27 protein-coding genes and 1 other RNA gene are annotated in these 21,040 nt (G+C 37.0%); 23 read left to right on the plus strand and 5 right to left on the minus strand.

Translation table 11 applies throughout. The features are described from left to right. Window positions 1–52: 52 nt before the first annotated feature. The 7 genes from KKH39_02580 to KKH39_02610 all read left to right on the plus strand — a co-directional run bounded on the left by KKH39_02580 (window position 53) and on the right by KKH39_02610 (window position 7,684). Window positions 53–1,315 (plus strand): EamA family transporter, encoded by a 1,263-nt coding sequence (locus KKH39_02580; GenBank protein ID MBU1202902.1) that lies wholly within the window; start codon window positions 53–55, stop codon window positions 1,313–1,315. A 701-nt stretch (window positions 1,316–2,016) separates the two neighbouring features. Beyond that, window positions 2,017–3,264 (plus strand): hypothetical protein, encoded by a 1,248-nt coding sequence (locus tag KKH39_02585; GenBank protein ID MBU1202903.1) that lies wholly within the window; start codon window positions 2,017–2,019, stop codon window positions 3,262–3,264. 53 nt (window positions 3,265–3,317) lie between these two features. Continuing rightward, window positions 3,318–4,259, plus strand: a complete 942-nt coding sequence (locus KKH39_02590; GenBank protein ID MBU1202904.1) for a hypothetical protein — start codon at window positions 3,318–3,320, stop codon at window positions 4,257–4,259. Window positions 4,260–4,282: 23 nt separating this feature from the next. Continuing rightward, entirely contained in the window at window positions 4,283–5,170 is an 888-nt protein-coding gene (locus KKH39_02595; protein ID MBU1202905.1) for a histidine phosphatase family protein, read from the plus strand. Window positions 5,171–5,196: 26 nt separating this feature from the next. Then, complete coding sequence (locus KKH39_02600) at window positions 5,197–5,544, plus strand: hypothetical protein (protein MBU1202906.1); 348 nt, start codon at window positions 5,197–5,199, stop codon at window positions 5,542–5,544. Window positions 5,545–5,688: 144 nt separating this feature from the next. After that, window positions 5,689–7,212, plus strand: coding sequence for a B12-binding domain-containing radical SAM protein (locus tag KKH39_02605; GenBank protein MBU1202907.1), 1,524 nt, complete (start codon window positions 5,689–5,691; stop codon window positions 7,210–7,212). 79 nt (window positions 7,213–7,291) lie between these two features. Next, window positions 7,292–7,684, plus strand: coding sequence for a VanZ family protein (locus KKH39_02610; protein MBU1202908.1), 393 nt, complete (start codon window positions 7,292–7,294; stop codon window positions 7,682–7,684). 32 nt (window positions 7,685–7,716) lie between these two features. Here the strand turns inward: KKH39_02610 and rplT are convergent, their stop codons facing one another. The 5 genes from rplT to smpB form a co-directional block, all read right to left on the minus strand. Next, entirely contained in the window at window positions 7,717–8,061 is a 345-nt protein-coding gene (gene rplT, locus KKH39_02615; protein ID MBU1202909.1) for a 50S ribosomal protein L20, read from the minus strand. Window positions 8,062–8,095: 34 nt separating this feature from the next. Continuing rightward, complete coding sequence (locus KKH39_02620) at window positions 8,096–8,290, minus strand: 50S ribosomal protein L35 (protein ID MBU1202910.1); 195 nt, start codon at window positions 8,288–8,290, stop codon at window positions 8,096–8,098. Between the two features lie 31 nt (window positions 8,291–8,321). Beyond that, window positions 8,322–8,768: a translation initiation factor IF-3 gene (gene infC / locus KKH39_02625; protein ID MBU1202911.1), complete on the minus strand. Its 447-nt coding sequence runs from the start codon at window positions 8,766–8,768 to the stop codon at window positions 8,322–8,324. Window positions 8,769–8,908: 140 nt separating this feature from the next. Continuing rightward, window positions 8,909–9,287: a transfer-messenger RNA gene (ssrA, locus tag KKH39_02630) on the minus strand. Window positions 9,288–9,292: 5 nt separating this feature from the next. Further along, a complete protein-coding gene (smpB, locus tag KKH39_02635) occupies window positions 9,293–9,745 on the minus strand; it encodes an SsrA-binding protein SmpB (GenBank protein MBU1202912.1) in 453 nt (150 codons plus the stop codon). 798 nt (window positions 9,746–10,543) lie between these two features. On the opposite strand from smpB, the gene KKH39_02640 reads away from it, so the two are divergent. From KKH39_02640 to KKH39_02715, 16 genes are all read left to right on the plus strand, one after another. Further along, window positions 10,544–10,684: a hypothetical protein gene (locus tag KKH39_02640; GenBank protein ID MBU1202913.1), complete on the plus strand. Its 141-nt coding sequence runs from the start codon at window positions 10,544–10,546 to the stop codon at window positions 10,682–10,684. 17 nt (window positions 10,685–10,701) lie between these two features. Beyond that, window positions 10,702–10,917 (plus strand): hypothetical protein, encoded by a 216-nt coding sequence (locus KKH39_02645; protein MBU1202914.1) that lies wholly within the window; start codon window positions 10,702–10,704, stop codon window positions 10,915–10,917. Next, window positions 10,917–11,321 carry a YigZ family protein gene (locus KKH39_02650; protein ID MBU1202915.1) on the plus strand — a complete coding sequence of 135 codons (405 nt, stop codon included), beginning with the start codon at window positions 10,917–10,919 and terminating at the stop codon, window positions 11,319–11,321. The genes KKH39_02645 and KKH39_02650 overlap by 1 nt, the downstream gene beginning before the upstream one ends. Then, window positions 11,291–11,860 (plus strand): M48 family metallopeptidase, encoded by a 570-nt coding sequence (locus KKH39_02655; GenBank protein MBU1202916.1) that lies wholly within the window; start codon window positions 11,291–11,293, stop codon window positions 11,858–11,860. Before KKH39_02650 ends, KKH39_02655 begins: the two co-directional genes overlap by 31 nt. Window positions 11,861–11,971: 111 nt before the next feature. Beyond that, window positions 11,972–12,745, plus strand: coding sequence for an inositol monophosphatase (locus tag KKH39_02660; protein MBU1202917.1), 774 nt, complete (start codon window positions 11,972–11,974; stop codon window positions 12,743–12,745). A 6-nt stretch (window positions 12,746–12,751) separates the two neighbouring features. Then, window positions 12,752–13,288: a cytidine/deoxycytidylate deaminase family protein gene (locus KKH39_02665; GenBank protein MBU1202918.1), complete on the plus strand. Its 537-nt coding sequence runs from the start codon at window positions 12,752–12,754 to the stop codon at window positions 13,286–13,288. A 7-nt stretch (window positions 13,289–13,295) separates the two neighbouring features. Continuing rightward, on the plus strand, window positions 13,296–13,844 hold the full coding sequence (locus KKH39_02670) for an AAA family ATPase (protein ID MBU1202919.1): 549 nt from the start codon (window positions 13,296–13,298) through the stop codon (window positions 13,842–13,844). An 86-nt stretch (window positions 13,845–13,930) separates the two neighbouring features. Further along, window positions 13,931–14,827, plus strand: coding sequence for a thymidylate synthase (locus KKH39_02675; protein ID MBU1202920.1), 897 nt, complete (start codon window positions 13,931–13,933; stop codon window positions 14,825–14,827). Window positions 14,828–14,919: 92 nt separating this feature from the next. After that, window positions 14,920–15,399 carry a dihydrofolate reductase gene (locus tag KKH39_02680; GenBank protein MBU1202921.1) on the plus strand — a complete coding sequence of 160 codons (480 nt, stop codon included), beginning with the start codon at window positions 14,920–14,922 and terminating at the stop codon, window positions 15,397–15,399. Between the two features lie 5 nt (window positions 15,400–15,404). Then, window positions 15,405–15,809 (plus strand): hypothetical protein, encoded by a 405-nt coding sequence (locus KKH39_02685; protein ID MBU1202922.1) that lies wholly within the window; start codon window positions 15,405–15,407, stop codon window positions 15,807–15,809. Window positions 15,810–15,905: 96 nt separating this feature from the next. Beyond that, window positions 15,906–16,328, plus strand: a complete 423-nt coding sequence (dut, locus tag KKH39_02690) for a dUTP diphosphatase (GenBank protein ID MBU1202923.1) — start codon at window positions 15,906–15,908, stop codon at window positions 16,326–16,328. An 8-nt stretch (window positions 16,329–16,336) separates the two neighbouring features. Beyond that, window positions 16,337–16,585, plus strand: a complete 249-nt coding sequence (locus KKH39_02695) for a hypothetical protein (GenBank protein MBU1202924.1) — start codon at window positions 16,337–16,339, stop codon at window positions 16,583–16,585. A 3-nt stretch (window positions 16,586–16,588) separates the two neighbouring features. Beyond that, window positions 16,589–17,266 carry a thymidylate kinase gene (locus KKH39_02700; GenBank protein ID MBU1202925.1) on the plus strand — a complete coding sequence of 226 codons (678 nt, stop codon included), beginning with the start codon at window positions 16,589–16,591 and terminating at the stop codon, window positions 17,264–17,266. Window positions 17,267–17,343: 77 nt separating this feature from the next. Then, entirely contained in the window at window positions 17,344–18,855 is a 1,512-nt protein-coding gene (gene gatB, locus KKH39_02705; GenBank protein MBU1202926.1) for an Asp-tRNA(Asn)/Glu-tRNA(Gln) amidotransferase subunit GatB, read from the plus strand. A 1-nt stretch (window position 18,856) separates the two neighbouring features. After that, a complete protein-coding gene (locus KKH39_02710) occupies window positions 18,857–20,398 on the plus strand; it encodes a hypothetical protein (protein MBU1202927.1) in 1,542 nt (513 codons plus the stop codon). Between the two features lie 117 nt (window positions 20,399–20,515). Further along, window positions 20,516–20,980, plus strand: a complete 465-nt coding sequence (locus KKH39_02715; protein MBU1202928.1) for a hypothetical protein — start codon at window positions 20,516–20,518, stop codon at window positions 20,978–20,980. Window positions 20,981–21,040: the final 60 nt, after the last annotated feature.

The raw sequence follows: 21,040 nt of genomic DNA on the forward strand, positions 1-21,040 counted from the left end.
AGGGCTTTGCGTTATTGTCCCTTAGTCTATTTTAAGATAAAATAATAGTACTATGAAAAATTTAAAAAAATTCGGTCCCTATTTTATATTTTTTGCCGCCCTGTTGTGGGGTCTAGACGGTGTGTTGCGCCGTTCTTTGTTTGACTTACCACCAATTATAGTAGTATTTTATGAACATATAATTGGTTTGGCCATTTTATCTTTTTGGCTTTTACCTAAAATCAAAACTATTAGCTTTACCAAAAAAGAATGGGGAGCTTTATTTTTAGTATCTCTATTGTCAGGAGTATTAGGCACTTTGTGGTTTACTACAGCATTGACTAAGACAAATTTTATTTCTTTTTCGGTAGTATTTTTATTGCAGAAATTACAACCTATTTTTGCTATGTTTTTTGCGGTGGTATTTTTAAAAGAGAAAATAACTACCAGATACATTGCCTGGGCTTTGGCGGCTTTGGTAGCTGCATATTTTGTGACTTTTCCTAGTGGTAATATAAATTTACAAACTGGCCAGGGCACAGCTATAGCGGCCTTGTTTGCTTTGGGAGCAGCTTTTGCCTGGGGCTCATCTACTGCTTTTTCCAGATTTCTATTGTTGCGTCATTCCAATACTTTGATAACGGGCTTGAGATTTTTACTGACTTCTATTTTGTCTTTGGTATTTGTTTTTATATTGGGTAGCACTTCTTCTCTGGGAGCACCGACCGACAGTCAATTTTTGAGGTTTGTAGTGATTGCCCTATCAACCGGTATGTTGGCTCTATGGATTTATTATAAAGGCCTCAAAAATACCCAAGTAAAAGTATCTACAATTTTAGAACTGACTTTTCCTTTGGTAGCAGTTTTGATAGATATAATATTGTACAAAAATTTTCTTCAAGCCAGCCAATATTTAGCGGCTGTTATTTTACTCTTGGCTATGTATATGGTAGCTAGACAAAACACATCTTTTGATAAGTTGTATAAATCTCGGATTGTCAGCGGTGCGGGCAGGGGGCATAGGATAGGATTTCCAACTATCAATATGAATATACCTAAAGGGTTTGAACACTCTTATGGTATTTATTGTGGCTATTTGATGATAGAGAACAAACAATACAAAGCAGCTTTTCATTATGGAGCTATACCTACATTTAAAGAAAAAAAACCTTCGCTTGAGGCTTATGTTTTAGACGGGCATATTGATAATATATCGTCTGAGATTTCTTTTCGTTTTATTGCCAAGTTGCGTGATGTAGAAAAATTTTATAATAAAGATAAGTTGGTGGCCAATATAGAGGAAGATGTAAGAAAAGCAAAAAATATTTTAAAATAATTTTTATGGACCACTATTTGGTATAATATAGACCAAGTAGGGGGTATGTAGTATTTTTTACTATACATATTGACATTTTTACTATATTTTGATATATATCAATATATATTTAAATATATTTTTAGTATATGTTAGAAAAAATAATAAACTCAAAAACCAGACTAGCTATTTTGTCTTTATTTTTTCAAAATCAAGATAAGAGTTTTTATGCCCAACAGATTATAAATAATACTAAGCTGGATCCAGCTAATGTGCATAAAGAGTTAGCCAATTTACTAGAAGGTGGTTTTTTGTTGGCAGAGACCAAGAATCATCGTAAATTTTTTAAGCTTAATAAGGATAATGATTTTTATGTTGGTTTAAAAAAAATATTTACTAAATATAAAAAGAGTAGCGGAGAAGAATGGATGTCACTGGAAGAAATACCAAACTATTATCCTATGATGGTGTCAGTTGTCTGGAATGTGAAAATTGCTAACGATTTTTTCAAAAGACGGGGGTTGAAAAATAAACTTTCCAAGCTTTTAAATATTTTTGATGACAATATGAATAATCTATTAGTTATCAAAACTGAATTTGATGCTTTGTCTCGGGAAGTTCTGGATAAATGTAAAGAAAGCCCCGAATGGGGCCAAAGATATGTGGATGATTTATATTTGGAAGAGCAAAAACTAATCAAAGCAACCAAGGATTTGGAAAAAATGAATTTGGCTAAGCTATCCAACAAGGAATTATTTAAAGTTTTTGATTATTATTATAATAATGTCTACACAAATTTGCATATTTTTCATTGGATTCAAACGGTCGCTGATTTTGGGGACAACCTTTTTTCTAAATATTTGATGAAATATTTAAAAGATAAAATAAAAAATACCAAATATACTTTGGGAGAAGTATTTTCTGTGATGACTACGCCAACAAAAGATGGTTTGCCAACTATAGAATATAAGGATTTACTGAAAATTTTAAGCTATATTTTGTCTAAGCCAAAAGTAGAAAAATATTTTAAAGAAACTGAGGTCAGAATTATAGTTAAAGATTTGGTCAACTTGGATAAAAAATTAGACAGCCTGATAAATAACCACGTGGCAAAATATTCTTTTCTTGGTTATGGTACCACCGGTCCAGGCTGGGCTAAGGATTATTTTGTAGACATATTAGGTAGTTTGGCCCGACAAAAAGCTGAGCCGTCAGAGCTCTTGGACAAACTGGAAAAGGAAAAAATAAATACTAAAAATAAACAGACGGAATTTGTCAGAGTACTTAAGATAGATAAAAATCACCAAGATTTATTCAAGGTAGCTCGCGGTATTATTTTTACCAAGGGTAGCCGCAAAGAATCAATGTTTTATAGCTATCAGGTCTCAGAAAATCTTTATCGTGAAATTGGAAGACGTTATTATCTATCAGTCAACCAAGTCAGATTTATGCATCCATTTGAGTTCAAGTATCTACTTTTGGAAGACAAATTTAGTGCTGCCAAGCTCAATGATAGATATAAATTTAGTTTACATTATTCTACCGGAGATATGGAGCGGGATGACAAAATGTTGACTGGCGACGAGGCAAAAAAGTTTTTGTCAGGATTTAATATAATCAAAGAGGAAATAAAAGATATCAAAATACTGGAGGGCGATTGTGCTTCTCCTGGTAGGGCTCAGGGAGAAATAAAACTTATAAATGTAGTATCAGATATGAAAAAAATGGAAGAGGGCAATATCTTGGTCTCTATTGCTACTAATCCGGATTTGGTGCCGGCTATCAAGAAGGCATCGGCTATTATCACAGATGTAGGGGGTATTACTTGTCATGCGGCTATCGTATCTCGTGAGCTTGGTATACCTTGTGTAATAGGCACTCGTATTGCCACTAAGGTTCTAAAAGATGGAGATTTGGTGGCGGTTGATGCTACTCATGGGAAAATTAATATTGTCCACCAGACAAAATAGTTGGTGGACTTTTTGTTTTGTATATATTAAACTTAATTTAAAATATCAACATTATGGAATTTGTAAGAAATTTTAATAAATTAGACAAAAAAGATGTATCTTTGGCCGGAGGTAAGGGCGCATCACTCGGTGAAATGACCAAGGCAGGGATACCAGTACCGCCAGGCTTTGTCGTGCTAGCCGATTCATTTGAAAAATTTTTGGAGGAAACAGATTTAAATGTAGAAATAGATCATATTATCAAAAAAGAAGTCAAACATGAAGATATAAATTCCGTAGAAAAAGCTTCTCTAAAAATTCGTGATTTGATAAGAGATGCCAAATTTCCTGATGATATCGCCAAAAGTGTAGAAGCGGAATTTAAAAAACTAGGTGCCAAATTTGTGGCTGTCCGCTCGTCAGCTACGGCTGAAGATTCGTCTATTGCCTCCTGGGCAGGAGAGCTGGAAAGCTATCTCAATACTACAGAAAAAGACCTGCTTAATAAGGTAAAGATGTGTTGGTCATCATTATTTACCCCACGGGCTATTTTTTATCGTTTTGAAAAAGGATTGCAGGATAGTAAAGTATCTGTAGCTGTAGTAATACAAAAAATGGTTCAGTCCGAAGTGTCTGGTATTACTTTTACAGTCCATCCTGTCACTGAAGATAGAAAACAGATGGTGATAGAAGCTGGTTTTGGCTTGGGAGAAGCAATAGTATCTGGTATGATTACCCCCGATGCTTATGTGATAGACAAGACGGATTTATCTATTATGGATATCAATGTGGCTAGTCAGGAAAAATATATTATTTATACTCCAAAAGGAAATAAATTTACTAATGTACCAGCTGACAAACGCGATGATCAAAAATTATCAGGTGCTCAGATATTGGAACTATCCAAGATTTGTGTGGGTATTGAAAAACACTACGCTTTTCCTTGTGATATAGAGTGGGCTATGGAAAAAAATAAATTTTATATAGTCCAGTCTAGACCGATTACAACTTTATAATTTATTAATTGATAAATAAAATTATGGAAAATCCTTTTAAAACAACTTTTGAATCTGGTAAGGAAAATGTCGATAAAAAATATGGCCTTAATGTTCGTGCAGTATTAGAATTTGGACGTCATGAAGAGCCCGGAAAAACTCCAGAGGGTATGAGTGCAGATTATCTGACAGAGACAGGTAAACAAAACGCCGCTAATAGAGGTAGAGGTATTGATGAAGCCAATGTCGCTGCTTATGCTTCACCAAAACAAAGAGCTCAGGAGACAGTTGATTTGCAAATGCAATCAGCTGATATATTTTCTGAAGGGGCTGTAAATGTAGTAAACAAAAAATTATCCAATTTGCCAGAAGGATTGACTAAAGACAGTTCTCAAAAAGAAGGCAATGAGTTTAAGGTCAAATTGGCTCAAGAATTGGATACAGTAGAAGAATTTAAAAAAATCATGCCTTTGGCCAAGGAGTGGGCTCAACAACAAATAGGCGATGGTTCAAAAAGGTCAGCTTATGATTTGATAATTCAATATTATCTGGACAATAGTGAGTTGTGTCAAAAAGAGGGAGTAGACACTCCTCATGAAGTAGCTACTCAGATCGCTTATCGGGTAGCCAGAGAAGTAGGTATGACAGAAAAATTTTTAAATAATACGGAAATAAGATTGGTAAATATTACTCACGGACCAAAATTGGAACCATTTTTGTTGGCCATAGTTGATGATTTTAAGACATTGGAAGATATGGGAGATGCCATCAAACCAGGAGAAAGTTTTGAAATAGAGGTTGCAACAGATGACAATGGCAAAAGAGAAGTCAGACTCAAACTGCGTGGTAAAAGCTATGAGATCAATGAAAAAAAGCTAGAGCTACTGGCGCATGAGTATAGAGATAAAATTTTGAAAGAAAGAAAAGAATAATTTTTTATAATTAACCCAAAAGATATATGGCAATGGAAACAATGGAACAATCTCAAGTAGAGCAGGAAGATGCTTTGTCTACCCAAGAGGTGATTGATTTGGCTCAAAAAGCTATTGATGAGCTAGATAGTGAAAAAGCAACTGAAGAATTTCCAGGCGCGGATGCTTACAAACGAGTTATGAAAATCGTAGTTTTGTCTGGCGCAGACGGTAAGGTGATAGAAAATTGGCAAGTCGGCTATGAAGAGCTTTCAGCTAAATATAAAAAACTTGGAGAAGGCGATAGGGCAGAATTTTTGGTAGAAAATAATCTTCAGTCAATGCTTCAAGGGGCGCTAGATAGTGCTCAGAGAAAAGTAGAAGAGAGTAAATAATAGAATAAAATATTTTTTTTAATCCCGGCCGCGCAAAGCGCGGCCGGGGTTTTGCTTGATATTTTATGCTTATGGTAGTAAATTTATAAGGTTAATTGTTGTTTGGCAATAGAAAACCTAAAACAAAGAAACGAGGTACTAGTCATGTTGATCGTAGCGATTGAACCCCGAGCTCCTGGACTGCACATTTTCACTCAGGCCTATACCCCTAGGATTGGCCTGCCTAGACTGCTCACTCAAGCCCAGAATTTGGGGCATAGTTGCTTCATTTTCTGTGAAGAGCTGCGTAGTTCTCAAATCGATTGGGGATATGTGGCTTGTGCTGATGTGGTCATGATCTCTTCCACCACCTCTACTGCGCCGCGGTCTTATCAGTTGGCCAGACAAATCAGAAAAATGAACCCACGGGTACCGATTTTGGGTGGTGGTCCACACTTTACCTTTGAGTGTCAGGAGGCGCTCGACAATGGCATAGACTATGTCTTTCGTCACTGGGCTGACCGAAGCTTTTTCCAGTGGCTAGGCTGGTTTCAGTCGCTTACAGAACCCGGCAGGCTGTCGGCTGATGATTTGATCAGTCTTTCTCAGATCGGAGGCTTGGCTTTCAAGATCGGCAGTCAGATGCACAAGACGGGGATGCCGGAGCAGGTTCATCCTGATACTTGGCCGACGCCTGACCTTGGACTGATTCGTGGTTACAAACCCCGGTTTATCACTTTGATCACATCGGAGGGCTGTGACCACAACTGCGAGTTTTGCTCAGAATGGGCAATGCATGGAGCCAGATACCGCTCCCGTTCGCCGGAAAAGGTGATGAGGGACATTGCTTACTATCGTCGGGTATATGGTAATGTACCCATCTTCTTTGGCGATGACAACATCGCTGCTGACTTGAAAAACGACGACGGGCTAGTGATAGCCTTTGGTCATGATCGTCTGCGTAATCTCTGTCAGATGATTATTGACTGGGGGCTGGAAGGGGTCTATTCTGGTCAGGTTCGTCTGGCCTTGGCTGATCATCCCGAGGTGCTTGAAGTCATGACCATGGCCGGTTTTGACCGGGTCTACATTGGCTACGAGTCTATCAATCCGGACAATGCCAAAGCCACTGGTGGCAAGCTGGATTTCTCCCGTATGGAAGAACAGACAGCCAATTTCCATAAGTGTGGAATCTCTGTCCATGCTATGTGGGTGCTTGGTTTTGATCATGATACGCTTGACACAGTCAAACGTACTGTCCAGGCGGCTATCAGATGGAGGATAGACACCAATCAATTTTTGGTGTTGATGCCTTTGCCAGGTTCGCCACTTAGGACACGCCTCAAGAGAGAAGGTAGAATAATCCACAATGACTGGGAGAAGTATGACGGACATCACACTGTATTTTTCCCTAAGCTGATGAAACCTTGGGAGCTGCATGCGGCAGTGATGCTGGAAGCTATGCCCAAGGGTTACAACCTCTGGCAGACTGCTGACATCTATTTGGTCAGCAACTGGCGGACTTTCAGGAGATGGCTTGCCCACAAGGCACCTCATCCCAAAGTGGAGTTCAAGAGTCACATCGTGACTCTTGTCCTTAGGGTGGTGGGTCTCAATGTGGTGATGCGAGCCAAGAAGGAAGCAAGGGATTATCTCAAGCAACTCCAAGAGTTGCGGATTGTGAGGTAGTTTGTTGGCCCGCGCTAAGTCGCCTAAAGCGACTTAGCGCGGGCTATTTTATTTACCAGAGTTTTGTTATAATATATTTATGATTTCAAGCAAACAAAAAAAGCAACTATTATTTTTGCTTTTAGCGGCTTTATGGGGAGCTTTGATTTATTATCTTTCATCTACACCTGATTTATCTAGTGGTTTACCTCATAGCTATGATTTTGTGTTTAGAAAAATAGCCCATATTTTTGTATTTTTTATTTTGACATATTTAGTAGCTTCCAGTTTGGACAGCAAAGAGAGGATTTATCTTTTATTTGTTATAATAGCAGGTGTATCTTATGCTCTGATAGACGAACTTCATCAGTCCTTTGTAAGTGGTAGAGTGGGCAGCCCCAAGGACGTTGTCATAGACTCTTTGGGGGTTTATCTGGGTATTTGGTTTTATAAGGTACATCCGCCTGAAAAAATTTTAAAATTTATCAAATAAAAAAAACCCCGGAATTTCACCGGGATTTTTATTTATTTTAGAGACTCTACAATATTCTTAAATATTTTTGGTTCTTTCTCAGCAATTTCAGACAATATCTTTCTATCTAGTTCACAGTTGTTCTTTTTTAGAGCATCAATAAATTTGGAATATGTCCAATCAAGTTCGCGTAAAGCAGCATTCAATTTGGTTTGCCACAAGCGACGATTCACTCTTTTTTTCTTACGTCGGTCTCTCAAACTATTTTTGCCAGCATGAAGTATTGCTTCTTGGGCTTGTTTGATTTTGGATTTGCGACCCCAATTATAACCTTTGGTTTTCTTAAGGATATTCTTTCTGCGTTTGCTGTGGATTGTACCTCGTTTTACTCTTGGCATATGTTAGTTTAAAGTTTAAAGTTATCTGACTGATTTATAGATAAGGTAAAAGCTTTTTAACAGTTTTGGTGTTAACTGAAGATAATTCTTTGTCGCGTCTTTTATTTTTGGTAACTTTCGAAGATTCGCGAGCATTAAAATGATCTTGACCACCGGTTCTGATAAACACTTTTTTCTTGCCAGTTAGTTTTACTCTTTTTTTGAGAATTTTCTTGGTTTTGAGTTTCATAATACTTTTTGTCTCGAGCAAAGTCGAGAGATTATTTTTTACTGATCAAGGCAGATATTATAGATCCTTGTTGTTGGATATTTTTATCCATCTTGTATTCTACTTCTATTTTCTCTAAAAAGTCTTTTATTACTTGCAGAGCTTTAGCACGGAAGGCTCTTTCGCGTCCTCTTAATCTTAGTTCAATCTGGACATTGTGCCCTTTGCTCAAAAATTTATTGACCTGTTTTTGTTTGACTTCCAAATCATGCTGACCTATGCTCAGCGACAATCTAATACCTTTGGTATCAACTTTTTTGGCTTTTTGTGAACTACGACTTTGCTGATATTGGAATTTTCCGTAATCTATGATTTTACAAACCGGAGGATTGGCTAATGGAGATACTTCTACTAGGTCAAATCCCCGATTGGTAGCCAAATCAAGCGCATCTAAAGTATCCATGATGCCTAGCTGCTCACCATTTTCGTCAATGACCATTACTTGCGGTACTCTGATTCTGTCATTGCGTCGAAATTTTTTGGTGGTGTCTTTAAAGCCTTGTGGTCTTCGTGCTCTTATAATTTTATTTTAATAATTATCTATTGGTTTTGATCAAATCCTTTAGGGATTTTTTCAACTGGTGGAGATGAGGGGTATTACGCCCCTGTCTGACAAATTTCCAAACATACTTCTACAAGCTTAGCCAGTTTTGTTGTCTCGACACTTGGCTCTAAAATTGGCAAAAAACCAAATGTCCAGTTGGGAATGTTTTTGGGTAGGCCACTCCAACGATAGCTTTCCCTAGCCTAGTAAAATGACACCTCAAATTGATTCTAGGCAGTCAAAGTGAGATGGTTGTTGCAAATTTATGCTACAACTGTGGAAAGCTGAGGCATTGTAAACAATGCTTTGACTCTCGCAAAAGTGTTTTTTGCACTTATTTTGATGATGTTTTAGGAGATCATAGCTCCACTTGCCGTATATTTTTTCATTTGACATCAAATATATAACATCCCCTCAAATTAAAAATTTTTTAATTTTCTAAGGATATTCCTTTTGATATCACGTTTTTTGATATCTTCTCGCTTGTCAAATTTCTTTTTTCCTTTAACCAAGGCGATTTTTACCTTAATTAACCTTCGCGTAGTATACACTGAAACAGGTATAATTGTCAAGCCCTTTTCGTTGGTTTTGTTGGATAAATATCCAATTTCTTTCTTATTTAGTAGGAGTTGGCGATCACGATCAGGGTTATAATTTTTGAGGCTACTGGCCAAAGCTTTGGAATAGGCTGGTATATGAGCCTTTTTTAGGTAAGCTTGACCATTTTTGATGGAAACAAAAGAACCTTTTAGACTTAAGTGGCCGCTTTTTACAGATTTTACCTCTTGGCCGGTCAATACTAAACCAGCTTCAAATTCTTCTACAATTTTGAAACTAAAATAAGCTTCTTTATTTTTGGCCAAAACTGACATTGATCTTTTTTAGTGATATGAAATTTGCGAGTAAACAAGCGCTCTACTCTATATATAGAGTAGCATGGAATTTGATCTTTTCAAAGAGCCCGTGAAGTGTAATATGGCGACAATATCCAAGAAAAACAAATATTTAGCCTTTCCCCTGACAGGACTTTGACATTGACAGAGAAAATTTTTTTTGTTAATTTATTATATCTTTTAGTTGGCTGTTTGCAGGCTATTTGTCAGTTTTGATTATTTCTTAGCGCCCCTCCTTGCTGAGAATAGTCATTTCTACTGACAGGTAGCCTCTAGGCAGTCATTTTTTGTCAAAAAAAATTAGGGGCCACGCGCTGAGCGGTGGCCCCGTCTACGATGAATGGTGGCTGCTACCACGACTAGTGAGGCACTGATTTGCGCCATGCACTATACTGGATTGAGGCAATCCAGGCGTCTGAGCTTCGGCACGTTGGGGTCAATTCCCCCGTTTTTTAGAATGGACTTATTGCCTCTCTGAGAGCAGGCGGCCTTTCTAATTTGTTTGGAGAGGCGCTTCTCTCCGCCTTAGCTACAGCTCTGGGTGTGACCCTTTGGTCCGCAGACATTGGTTCTAGAGCTTCCCGTGCTGTTTGAGATTGTGGCATCCCAAGCAGTTTTTTGGCACGGACAGCCGTGTCGGCCGTGTCTAGATGTACCAAATTTCTGGTAACGTGATTGTCAACCAGGTCTATGGCGGGCTTTCGTCAACCACCATGTTTATTATATAACGAGTACTTTTGGGGTGTCAATGACTCAAAAATTTGCTATAATTATCTTATGGACGAAGGGCAAAAAAAGATATTGGTTTCTATAGCTGTATTTTTGGGAGTAATCATTACTTTTGCGGCATTATTATATATTGGGATGTTGCTCTTTACTAGAGATTTTGATTATTTTAATATCTTAAAAGCTTATTAAATATTAATTTTAAAAATATGTTTGGATTTATATTAGTAATTTTAGGTGTTTTATTTCTTTTTCAGGAAATGGGCATTATTAGTGGTGATTTTTGGGGTTACTTTTGGTCAGTCATTTTGATAGTCGTAGGATTTAGTCTGATGAATAAAAACCAGAATAAAGATGAGTGCTGGCACTGGTGGTGTTCGTCCAAAAAAAAGGACAAAAAACACAAAATAGTAGACGAGCAATAATGCAAAAAATAATTGGAGAAAAAGAGTCTCAGGTAGAAGCCAAGAAATCTAGATTCTTGGGCTTTTGCTTTTATGTAGAGTCAGTTGATAAAGTAAAAGAAATTCTTGATAGCTTTGAAGGAAAATACAAAGGCTCGGTTCATACTGTCTATGCCTATAGATTAAAAGAAAATGGGGTGCTCCGTGAAAAATTTGACAATGACCGTGAGCCAGTGGGATCGGCCGGACCACCGCTTTTGTCGCTTCTCAAAAATAAAGGTGTAATGAATTGTCTATTAGTAGTAGTTAGATATTTTGGCGGTACTTTATTAGGCACCGGAGGATTAGTCAGAGCTTATACCAGCGCCGGACAGCTTACTTTGGAAGAAAATTTATGTCTATTAGAACAGAACAAAGAAAAATAAATATAAATGACTGTGAGTATTCATATACACTGCGTCGACGTTGGCGTGTCAGATATGTCAGGTTGTCTATTGAGCATGACGGGTCTTTGGTTTTGACGGCTCCATTATCTTATCCAATTTTTTTGATAAACAGGTTTTTGCACAGTCGTGTTTTATGGATAGATAATGGCTTGGCCAAAGTAAAAAACAGAGCTAGTGTCATGGGTATCAAACACAGTGAGGCCGAGCTAAAAAAATATAAAAAAATTACTCGAGAATTGGTGAAAAGTCGGCTTGATTATTTTAATCAGTTTTATGGTTTTAAGATAAATAGGATTGCAATTAGAAACCAAAAAAGCCGCTGGGGCTCCTGCTCGTCAGATAAAAATCTTAATTTTAATTATCGTTTAACACTTATTCCACCTGATTTGGCAGATTATATAATAGTCCACGAATTGTGCCATTTGTCTCAGATGAATCATTCCAAGGCTTTTTGGCAATTAGTTGCTCAGACTGTCCCGGATTACAAAAATAAAGAAAAATTACTCAAGAAAATTTAACCAGCACCTTTTTATAAAAAGGTGCTGGTTTTAGCTAATATTAGTTAAGAAAGTAACCTCGGAGGTTGATTTGAACAATCTAGCTTATTTTGCTAAAATAAGAAGACAAGTATGGAAGAAAAATATCAAAAAATAATTGAGGCAGCCCAGGCCGGCGGCCAAGTTTTGAAGCACTATTTTGGGCAAAATTTGGATATTGAACAAAAAACTATTCCAGCTGATATCAGAACCAAGGCCGACACAGAATCAGAACAAGTTATTTTAAAAATACTCAAAGAAGATTTTCCAGACTACAATATACACTCTGAAGAAGATGGTAATACTGACAATGGATCAGAATATACTTTTGTAGTGGATCCACTAGATGCTTCAAACAATTTTGTACTTGGCATTCCCAATTTTTCGGTTATCATTGCTTTGCAAAAAAATAATGAAACAATTTTTGGGCTAGTTTATCAGCCTATTTTGGATTTGAGCTATTATGCTATCAAAGGCCAGGGCGCTTTTTTAAACGGAAAAAAGATATTGGTCAACGATAAAGAAAATATTCAAGACATATCAATTGGAGTAGTTTGGGGTTATGAGCATGACAAAGATTTGGATGCCGACTGGACTCAAAAAATTATCAAATCAGATATTAAACGATTATGTTTTAATTGGTCGGTAGGAATTGATTTTTGTATGTTAGCTTCCGGCAAGATAGAGGCAATACTTCACAACAATTTAGATATTCATGATTTTTTGGCGGGCAAATTGATTGCCAAAGAAGCCGGAGCATATATATCAGATTTGGCTGGTAATCCAGATAAGGATGATGAAAATAATACTTTTTTGATTACTAACAACAAAATAATTAATAATAAAATTTTAGAAATTTTAAAATAAACCTATATGGCAGAAGAAAAGAAGGCCGGAGGCCTAGACAATAACAAGGAAGAAAAATATGTCCGTCCAACTTGGGATGAATATTTTATGGAAATGGCTAGAACTGCTTCCAAGCGTGCGACTTGCAGTCGCGGTAGAAGTGGTTCAATTGCTGTCAAAGACAACCAAATTTTGGTAACAGGTTACGTCGGCGCACCAAAAGGATTGCCTGATTGTGATGAAGTTGGTCATTTGATAAAAAAAGTAGACCATGGCGATGGTACAGTCAGTAATCACTGTGTACGCACCATTCATGCTGAGCAAAATCTAATTTGCCAAGCTGCCAAAAGGGGAGTGTCTATAGAAGGGGCGACTGTTTATTGTCGTATGGTACCTTGTGTTGTCTGCTGTATGCTCCTTGTCAATTGTGGTATCAAGCGAGTAGTAGCTGAAAGACACTATCATCAGGGTGGACAAGATATTTTGAAGCAAGCAGGTATAGAGTTGGATGTCATATATGATGATGAAATGCAGACTTATGAAGGTATGACTGAAAAAAAATAATAAAACAATGAAACAAGAAAAAATAATTTTAGGATTTACTGGATTAATAGCTTGTGGCAAAGGTACAGCTGCTAAATATTTTGCAAGCAAATATAATGCTGATACTTTTCGTTTTTCTACTATGCTCAGAGATATATTAGATAGATTATATTTGCCTCAATCTAGGGAGAATTTTCAAATTATATCTCCAGTATTAAGAGAGGCCTTTGGTCAAGACTTAATGGCTAAAGTAATATCGGAGGATGTTAAAAATTCTCAGGCTGAGATGATAGTTATAGATGGAATGCGTCGTCCAGCTGATATAGAATATCTTAAAAAAATTTCTGGTTTTAAAATGATAGCTATAGAAGTAGATGCTAAGGTGCGTTATGAAAGATTAAGAGCCAGAGGAGAGAATTCTGATGATAAAGAAAAAACTTGGGAGCAATTTCAAGCAGAGCACAAAGCGGAAACAGAAATTTATATTCCAGATTTAATGAAACAAGCTGATATTACTATAAATAATAACGGAACTTTGGAAGAGTTATATAAACAACTTGATAAATTAGTTGATTAATTTGTCATTGCGAGCCCGAAGGGCGTGGCAATCTAAATATTGTAGATTGCTTCGTCGCTAAATATTCTCGCAATGACGGTAAGAAAATGAAACAATATTTACAACTACTTCAAAAAATAATGGATGAGGGCGTAGACAAAAGTGACCGTACTGGTGTAGGTACGCGTAGTGTTTTTGGTGCTCAGGCCAGATTTGATTTGTCCGAAGGCTTTCCATTACTCACTACCAAAAAAGTATTTTTAAAAGGAATAATTCATGAGCTTATCTGGTTTGTCAGGGGGGATACCAATATCAAATATTTGGTAGACAATGGTGTGCGTATTTGGAATGAGTGGCCATACCAAAAATATCTGGAAGCCAATGGATTGGCAGATAAATATCCAAAATATACACCTGAGTGGGAAGAAAAAATGCAAGAGTTTGTAGATAATGTAAAAAATGATGACGAGTTTGCCAAAAAGTGGGGTGATCTCGGTCCAGTTTATGGCAAACAGTGGCGTGATTTTGGCGGGGTAGACCAACTCAAGGATGTGATTGAAAGATTAAAAACAAACCCCAATGACAGGCGTATGATAGTGTCTGCTTGGAATCCACCAGAAATCCCCAAGATGGCTTTGCCACCTTGTCATTTGCTTTACCAATTTTATGTAGCTGACGGTAAATTGTCACTACAAATGTATCAAAGGAGCTGTGACACATTTTTGGGTGTGCCTTTTAATATTGCTTCTTATTCGTTGCTTTTGATGATGGTAGCTCAAGTAGTTGGTTTGAAACCCGGTGTATTCGTTCATGTCTATGGTGATTTGCATATTTATAGCAATCATTTTGACCAGGTTAAAGAACAATTATCACGTGAGCCAAGACAACTTCCGATCATGAAAATAAATTCAGATGTCAAAAATATTGAAGATTTTAAATTTGAAGATTTTACATTAGAGGGCTATGATCCATATCCTATTATAAAAGCACCAATTGCAGTTTAATTAATTGTCATCGCGAGCCCAAAGGGCGTGGCGATCTAAAATCTTTTAGATTGCTTCGTCACTAAGTTCCTCGCAATGACAGATAAAAAATCATGACAATAAGTTTAATAGCAGCCATAGCCCGTGACAGAGGTATTGGTTACAAAAATAAATTATTGGTGCATTTGCCACCGGATTTGCAGCATTTTAAAAAAATTACTCAGGGGCACATGGTCATCATGGGGCAAACTACTTACCAATCTATGGGTAAGGCCCTACCCAATAGACAAAATATAGTGCTTACTTTGGACAAAGATTGGAAAGTGGATGATGCAGTGGTGCTACATTCTATAGAAGAGGCCATTGAATATGCCAAGGCATCAGGCGATGATGAAATTTTTTTTATTGGTGGTGCCTCAATATATAGACAATCTATCAAGTATGCTGACAAGTTGTATTTGACTATCATAGACAAGACTTTTGAAGCAGATACTTATTTTCCGGAGTACGATGAATTTAAAAATATTGTTTCAGAATCAGAAACACAAGAATACGAAGGCACAAAGTTTAAATATTTAGAATTGACCAGATAAAATATATGAGAACAGAAATACCTAGTAATGAGTCTTTGCCTGAATCAAAATCGGAGAGTATTGAATATTATATAGGTATGTTTACAAAATTGAGGGACGGATATAGTAATGATGTACCTAAAGAAATTATTCATAGCAATTCCATTGATAGCAACTTTAAGATAAGACGAGGCTGGTTTACAGCTTTGGTTGGCCAGCTGGTCTTATTTAAAGAAGATTATTTGGAGGGCAGTGACAATAATGAGACTCAAACATTGGTGACAGAAATAGATACTTTTGTAAATTATTGTACTAGCCCTGATTTCATAGAAAAAGATAGGACAGAGAAAGAAGATGTAGATAGAGGAGATGAAATTTTAAATAAAGTATTAAAAGTTTTAGAAAATATAGACAGCCATGAACCCCGTTAGAAATTCACCAGATAACGTTATGGTGTTAAAGTATAATAAATCAGTGTTGATTTTACTAACAGGGAAAAAGTTATTTAATCATTAATTTCTAACGGGGTGAAAATAAAAGCTAAAAAAATATATCCAGATGCCCAGATGCCCCAGACTATGAGGCCAGGCGACGCAGCGATGGATTTTTATAGTTATCGTGATTATGAAATCAAACCTGGCGAAAGGATAATAGTAGAAACTGGCATTGCTATTGCTATTCCAGACGGCTATTGGGGCAATGTCAGGGATCGTGGAGGTCTGCCAGCCAAACACGGCATTCACACTATGGGCGGAGTTTTTGATTCCAATTTTCGTGGTGAAGTGCAAATCATTATGATTAATCTAGGGCAAGAAACTTACAAAATAGCTAAAGGTCACCGTATTTGTCAGATGATTATAGAGCGTCATGAAACAGTAGAACTAGAAGAAGTAGATGAGCTTGATGAAACAAACAGGGGAGATAATATGCTGGCCTCAAGTGGTTATTAAATTAAAATATGGATAAAAATCTAATTTTAAATAGAGGCGTTCAAATTGCCCTGCCATCGCTAACTATAGGAGCTCAGGTGGCAATAGCTTTAAAATTTCCTCAATATGGATTAATAATTAATTTATTAGCCCAACCTTTTTGGCTGTATTCGTCTTGGAAAGCGTATAAACAAGCTGGTCAAAGCGGAATTTTGATAACTACTATAATAATCACTATTGTTTTGATATCAGGGATTATAAATTATTGGTTTTTATAAAATATGTCAAAAGGAAAATTAATAGTCATAGAAGGCGGTGATGGCAGTGGTAAAACTACTCAATTTAATTTGCTCAAAGAAAAGCTAATCAAAGATGGGCAGCTTATAGAAATCGTAGATTTTCCACGTTACGGACAGCCAGCGGCAGTCATGGTAGAAAAATACCTCAATGGTGATTTTGGCGCTGCCAAAGACGTAGGGGCTTATCGGGCTAGTATTTTTTATGCTATGGACAGATACGATGCTTCTTTTGATATGAAGAGATGGCTGGAAGATGGTAAAATTGTACTAGCCAATCGCTATGCTACATCTAATATGGTCCATCAGGCCGGCAAGATCAAAGATCAAAAAGAGCGAGATATATTTTTGGATTGGTTGGATGAGTTGGAATTTAATATTTTTGCAATTCCTAGACCAGATGTAGTATTTTTTATGAATGTTTCAGCAGAGATTTCTCAAAATTTGGCACTTAGCAAAGATGGTCGTCATGACAATCTCAAATCAAAAAATGATATACATGAGAATGATTTAAATCATTTACGTGATGCTCTTGAGGCTGGACAATATGTGGCCAAAAAATATAATTGGGAAATAATAGACTGTGATGATGGTACTGGACATATGAGAACAATAGATAGCATTCACGATGAAGTTTGTCAGAAGTTAAAAAAATATATATAGTTATAGTACCTGCCCCGTAAAAAATTTGTTATAATAATAAACGGGGCAATAAATAATTCTTAAATTTTTATACTGGGGTGGCTAAATACCAAACAATTATAGGTTTAGAGATTCATTTGCAACTCAAGACAAAGAGTAAGATGTTTTGTCATTGTTCCAATGCCAGTGATGGTAAGGAGCCAAATACTTTGGTGTGCCCAATTTGTTTGGGTCATCCGGGCACACTTCCAACAGTCAATAAAGAGGCAGTCAAGATGGGTTTGATGATGGCTTTGGCTTTGAATTGTAAGATAAATAAAATATCAAAGTTTGACAGAAAAAATTATTTTTATCCTGATTTGCCAAAAGGCTATCAGATATCTCAGTTTGATGAGCCTTTGGCTCATGATGGGCACTTGGTTATTGAAATAGATGAGCAAAAATGGAGTATTGGTATAGAGAGACTACATCTAGAGGAGGACGCTGCCAAAAATATACATAGCACAGGTAAGACTTTGGTAGATTTTAACCGTGGTGGCACACCACTAGCTGAGATTGTCACTCAACCGGACTTTAAGAGCCCTAAGGAAGCCAAAGAATTTTTAATTGAGCTTCGTCTGATTGCCAGATATTTGGGAGTTTCTGATGCTGATATGGAAAAAGGCCACATGAGATGTGATGCCAATATATCACTAAGGCCAATGGGTGATCATGATTATTATGCCAAAACAGAAGTTAAAAATCTAAACTCATTTAAAGCTGTAGAAAAAGCTTTGCTGTTTGAAGAAAAACGACAGGCCAAACTATGGGAGGCCAAGACTCCACCACAAAAGACAGAAACTCGCGGTTGGGACGAAGACAAAGAAGAAACAATCCTTCAGCGTACCAAAGAGGGCTCGTCTGATTATCGGTATTTTCCGGAGCCAGATTTGCCCCTTTTGCATATTAGTGAAAATTTGCTGACTGAAGTGCAAAGTATGATGCCGGAACTACCGCTTCATAGAAAAGACCGCTTTGTTACAGAATATCGCCTTAGCTCAAAAGATGCTTGGGAGCTTATCAATCAAAGAATCTGGGCAAATTATTATGAAAATGTAATGTCCGATTTGCGGGCTTGGATGTTTAAGTCCAAAGGGCTAGGAGAAGATAGTAAAGAGGCTGAAACTCTTTGGCAGGAACATAAAGCTAAATTATCTAAACTAGCTTATAGTTGGATTACTAGTGAGCTTTTTGGTCTGATAAAAGGCAAATTCAAGATAGAGGATTTGAAAATCAGTGCCGAAAATATGTCTGAGCTTTTGACGCTTATTTATGAAAAGAAAATAAACAGCTCTGCTGGACAGATAATTCTAAAAGAAATGTTTAATGGAGCTGATGACGACCCCTCTCACATTGCCGAGCGTCTTGACCTAGCTCAGATTGAGGATGATATGACTTTAGATGGTATTGTAATAAAAGTAATAATGAGCAATCCTGAGCAAGTCAAAGAATATCAGGCCGGCAAAGCAGCTGTGCTCAAGTTTTTACTTGGTCTGGTTATGAAAGAGAGTAGGGGTAAAGCCAATCCGCAAAAAGCTGAGGAAATGCTCAAAGAAAAATTAAGCTCTTGATATGAGTGGTTTTGTTTGGAGACGTAATTTTGAAATATACAGGATGCCCGTCATAGTCACTGGGCCACCTGTTTTTTCTGCTATACGTGATCAAAAGAAGCTAATTGGCAGAGATATTTTAAAAGATTTTTTATTGATTGGCGAAAATTATGATCTGACTGGCGCTTATATACCGGACAAACAATTACGGAATTTTATAGAAGCTATTTTAGATATTATAAAAACCAAGCCTGATTTTGTCTTTAAATTTCAGAGACAAGGGATTGTTGATATCAAAAAATTATTTAATTTTATCAAAGAAAATTTAAATTATGATTTTGGCAAAATGAGTGATGATCAGCTTGTCAAATTTCACGATAAATTACAAAAAAAATTTTTTGAAGCGGAAGGTAGGCTGACACTTACTACTTGGTTTGTAGATTCCGACGGAGAAGATTTATCAAAATTTTTGATGAGTATAGTAGAGGACAAGATAAAACAAAATAAAATAGATATAAGTGTAGCAGAAGCTTTTTCTCTACTTACCACACCAGATAAGATGAGTTTATCTATGCAGGAGGAAATAGAATCTTTAGAGATTTTACAAGCTATAAAAAAAGACCCTAAAGCCAAAAAAATATTTACCAATCAAGATATAAAGTATATAGAGGATAATTTATCTGAAATAGATGTTAAACTGAGAAATAAAATATTAAAGCATTACAAAAAATGGCTATGGATGCCCTATACATATATAGGGCCAGCTTATGAGCTAGATTATTATATTAGTATGTGGTCGGGCTTGCTCAGACAAAGAGTAAAAGCAGAGCAAAATATAAAAGTCTTAAGAAAACAGACGCTAGATAACAAAAAATCTAGACAAGAGCTTATCAAAAAACTATCTCTAAAAGGTAAGGAAAAAAAATATTTTGATTTAGCTAAAGATATTATATATATAAAGTCATATCGTAAAGATGCTTGGTTTTATTATTGTTATTTATTGGAATTTGTTCATAAAGAAATGGCTAAGCGTTTGCATTTGTCTTTGAAGCAGTTTAGGATGATGACTTTTGATGAAGTTGCCTTGGCTTTAAAAAAGGGCAAATTTGATACTAGGACTCTCAACCAGAGATTTAAAAAAAGTGTTTATATATTTTCTGGCTTAAAAGCAAAAATTTATGCTAGTGAAAAAGCGGAAAAATTTTTGGCTACGCAAAATCTTGAGCAGGAACAAATCAAGATAGTAGATGAAATCAGGGGTACTTCGGCTCGTCCCGGTAAAATCAACGGACAGGTAAAGATAGTAAATTTACCAGAGGAAATGCATAAGATGAATAAAGGAGATGTCATGGTAGCGCGCACTACTTTTCCATCTCTAGTTCCGGCTATGAAAAAAGCGGCAGCTATAGTGACTAATGATGGAGGTATTACTTGTCACGCCGCCATAGTAGCTAGGGAACTTAAAATTCCTTGTGTAGTGGGTACCAAAATAGCCACCAAAGTCTTCAAAGACGGAGATAGGGTCAGTGTAGATGCTATAAATGGTATTATAAAAAAGTTGTAAAATATATACTGGCCGTAGTCTTCGCTTTGGACGGTTTTATAGTTGACAGGAGAGTATTTTTATGGTTATTTTATCAGGTTCGCTGTTATTTTACTCTAGCCTAGGAAGGGGTTCAAGATGGCCGTAATTATCAATTATCCGGTAGTAGAAAAGCCGGCACCTCACTTTGAGGGCAATGCTGTAGGTAATGCCCTTTGGAATCTGCTACAACTGGAGCAGGAAGGACACATATTGCCGGAGCTGCAGTTCCATCTGCAAGGAGGGAGGGTTTTGACCCGCATGAAATTGGTGTCCAGCCAGTGTAAGGTGGATGAATGTACTGGTCATGTCACGGTTGTGGCTCGGGCGGCTACTTCCTGTCACTGCCCCTGCAGTCTGCAGAGGCTTCACTTCGTCCCGGACAACGGGGTGGCTATCGAACACGATGGTTTGATTGTGGCGATGACAGTGGGCTACCCCAGCTGGGAAGCCTGGACAGTCATTGAGAATACTCACCTCAAGATCAGGAAGACATTCAAGCCGGATGGCAGCGTCGAGACCGAGGACCTCAATTCCAAACAGCCCAAGGATAAGGTAGGCTAGCCTTCAATACTGAGGGTAAAACTAAAGACCCGCATCATGATTGCGTCAAGCGCTTTCTAG

This window comes from Patescibacteria group bacterium, from assembly GCA_018819405.1.
GTDB lineage: Bacteria > Patescibacteriota > Patescibacteriia > UBA1558 > GWA2-36-10 > XYD1-37-29.

What these genes read in the sequence shown, in the direction of transcription:
- KKH39_02700 (MBU1202925.1), top strand. Translation starts at nt 16,589, where the DNA reads ATGTCAAAAGGAAAATTAATAGTCATAGAAGGCGGTGATGGCAGTGGT.
- KKH39_02715 (MBU1202928.1), top strand. Translation starts at nt 20,516, where the DNA reads ATGGCCGTAATTATCAATTATCCGGTAGTAGAAAAGCCGGCACCTCAC.
- KKH39_02695 (MBU1202924.1), top strand. Translation starts at nt 16,337, where the DNA reads ATGGATAAAAATCTAATTTTAAATAGAGGCGTTCAAATTGCCCTGCCA.
- rplT (MBU1202909.1), bottom strand. Translation starts at nt 8,061, where the DNA reads ATGCCAAGAGTAAAACGAGGTACAATCCACAGCAAACGCAGAAAGAAT.
- KKH39_02600 (MBU1202906.1), top strand. Translation starts at nt 5,197, where the DNA reads ATGGCAATGGAAACAATGGAACAATCTCAAGTAGAGCAGGAAGATGCT.
- KKH39_02680 (MBU1202921.1), top strand. Translation starts at nt 14,920, where the DNA reads ATGACAATAAGTTTAATAGCAGCCATAGCCCGTGACAGAGGTATTGGT.
- KKH39_02710 (MBU1202927.1), top strand. Translation starts at nt 18,857, where the DNA reads ATGAGTGGTTTTGTTTGGAGACGTAATTTTGAAATATACAGGATGCCC.
- KKH39_02580 (MBU1202902.1), top strand. Translation starts at nt 53, where the DNA reads ATGAAAAATTTAAAAAAATTCGGTCCCTATTTTATATTTTTTGCCGCC.
- KKH39_02620 (MBU1202910.1), bottom strand. Translation starts at nt 8,290, where the DNA reads ATGAAACTCAAAACCAAGAAAATTCTCAAAAAAAGAGTAAAACTAACT.
- KKH39_02605 (MBU1202907.1), top strand. Translation starts at nt 5,689, where the DNA reads ATGTTGATCGTAGCGATTGAACCCCGAGCTCCTGGACTGCACATTTTC.
- KKH39_02585 (MBU1202903.1), top strand. Translation starts at nt 2,017, where the DNA reads ATGAATTTGGCTAAGCTATCCAACAAGGAATTATTTAAAGTTTTTGAT.
- KKH39_02595 (MBU1202905.1), top strand. Translation starts at nt 4,283, where the DNA reads ATGGAAAATCCTTTTAAAACAACTTTTGAATCTGGTAAGGAAAATGTC.
- KKH39_02650 (MBU1202915.1), top strand. Translation starts at nt 10,917, where the DNA reads ATGCAAAAAATAATTGGAGAAAAAGAGTCTCAGGTAGAAGCCAAGAAA.
- KKH39_02685 (MBU1202922.1), top strand. Translation starts at nt 15,405, where the DNA reads ATGAGAACAGAAATACCTAGTAATGAGTCTTTGCCTGAATCAAAATCG.
- KKH39_02675 (MBU1202920.1), top strand. Translation starts at nt 13,931, where the DNA reads ATGAAACAATATTTACAACTACTTCAAAAAATAATGGATGAGGGCGTA.
- KKH39_02645 (MBU1202914.1), top strand. Translation starts at nt 10,702, where the DNA reads ATGTTTGGATTTATATTAGTAATTTTAGGTGTTTTATTTCTTTTTCAG.
- KKH39_02665 (MBU1202918.1), top strand. Translation starts at nt 12,752, where the DNA reads ATGGCAGAAGAAAAGAAGGCCGGAGGCCTAGACAATAACAAGGAAGAA.
- KKH39_02655 (MBU1202916.1), top strand. Translation starts at nt 11,291, where the DNA reads ATGTCTATTAGAACAGAACAAAGAAAAATAAATATAAATGACTGTGAG.
- KKH39_02670 (MBU1202919.1), top strand. Translation starts at nt 13,296, where the DNA reads ATGAAACAAGAAAAAATAATTTTAGGATTTACTGGATTAATAGCTTGT.
- infC (MBU1202911.1), bottom strand. Translation starts at nt 8,768, where the DNA reads ATGGTCATTGACGAAAATGGTGAGCAGCTAGGCATCATGGATACTTTA.
- smpB (MBU1202912.1), bottom strand. Translation starts at nt 9,745, where the DNA reads ATGTCAGTTTTGGCCAAAAATAAAGAAGCTTATTTTAGTTTCAAAATT.
- KKH39_02640 (MBU1202913.1), top strand. Translation starts at nt 10,544, where the DNA reads ATGGACGAAGGGCAAAAAAAGATATTGGTTTCTATAGCTGTATTTTTG.
- KKH39_02590 (MBU1202904.1), top strand. Translation starts at nt 3,318, where the DNA reads ATGGAATTTGTAAGAAATTTTAATAAATTAGACAAAAAAGATGTATCT.
- KKH39_02610 (MBU1202908.1), top strand. Translation starts at nt 7,292, where the DNA reads ATGATTTCAAGCAAACAAAAAAAGCAACTATTATTTTTGCTTTTAGCG.
- KKH39_02660 (MBU1202917.1), top strand. Translation starts at nt 11,972, where the DNA reads ATGGAAGAAAAATATCAAAAAATAATTGAGGCAGCCCAGGCCGGCGGC.